Origin of the sequence: Furfurilactobacillus siliginis (assembly GCF_001437435.1) — a bacterium.
Taxonomy (GTDB): Bacteria; Bacillota; Bacilli; order Lactobacillales; family Lactobacillaceae; genus Furfurilactobacillus; species Furfurilactobacillus siliginis.
Map to the genome: position 1 here is coordinate 1 of NZ_JQCB01000037.1, position 1,117 is coordinate 1,117.

General features: G+C 49.0%; 1 protein-coding gene. It reads left to right on the forward strand.

Annotated elements, in window-relative coordinates; genetic code table 11:
- A partial coding sequence (locus IV55_RS10470) for a MucBP domain-containing protein (RefSeq protein WP_186808503.1) occupies positions 1 to 1,117 on the forward strand: 1,117 nt, incomplete at both ends.

Consider the following 1,117-nt stretch of genomic DNA (forward strand, 5'->3'; position numbering starts at 1 on the left):
ACTCTATGTTGGCAGCAAGTACTTCATCTTCTGACCTTGATTCAGCAGCAACCTATGCACAAAATCGCATCACAATTGATTACGTGACGTCTGATGGAACGCATTTGCTGGATCCACTTACAATCTTTGGGCCAGTTGGTCAGTCATTCAAAATTGCGACACCTGGATTTGACCATTATGTTCTTCGCGAAATTCCAGCTATCGCAAATCAACCAATGCCTGACACTGAGGATCCACACATCGAACTCGTCTACGACCGGCTCGGTGCCATTCAAATTTTTCACGACGCTGATACAACGCCTTTCCAAACGATTGACCTGCATCCAAGCAGCAATGATGCACAAAAAGTTCAGCCCGTCAGGCTCGAACCAATTCTTGGCAAAGCCTACTTCATTCGGCAGCAAGACCAGCCCGCACAGCTGATTTCTGAACCACAAAAGTTCGTGCCCGCCGATCCAACTCGCATGACACAAGTCTGGTTAACAAATGCAAGTTCAACTGCCAGAGAAAATGCTAGTTCAAGTGCTGAGGCAAATGCTAATGCCAGTTCAAGTGCTGAGGCAAATGCTAATGCCAGTTCAAGTGCTAGATCAAATGCAGGGATAAGTTCAAGTGCTGGCGCCGAGGCGCAAAAAGCACAAGACCAAAATCGCAATGAAAAGACCGTGGCCGCCGAGCAGCCACATGCAACCATGACGACACCGATTGCTGACGCAATGATCAAGCAATCATTATATGCTTCCACGAGTACATCTGCGTTTGCCGACCAACAGGTCTCCCAACCGGTTGCTGCGCAACCTGCAATACAAACACCAACGGAACCTATTAACCAAACCGTCAGCGAAGCGCCTGAACAAACAATTACACCACTGTTTGCTAAAGATTTAGACGAAGCACCTCAGCAAAAAATGCAACCGGTTGCTGATGATACAGCCACTGCAAACGTCTACGAAGCAACGCAACAGGCCCCGCTTGTTACACAACCGGCACCCACTAAGACGCTGCCGACCGCTGCAAAAGCCGCCGTTACCGCTGCCACAGACGATGACCTGCCACTGATGATCTTGTCGCAACAGCTTAAAGAATTGGTCAACGCCTTGAATGTCGCTAGACCAGC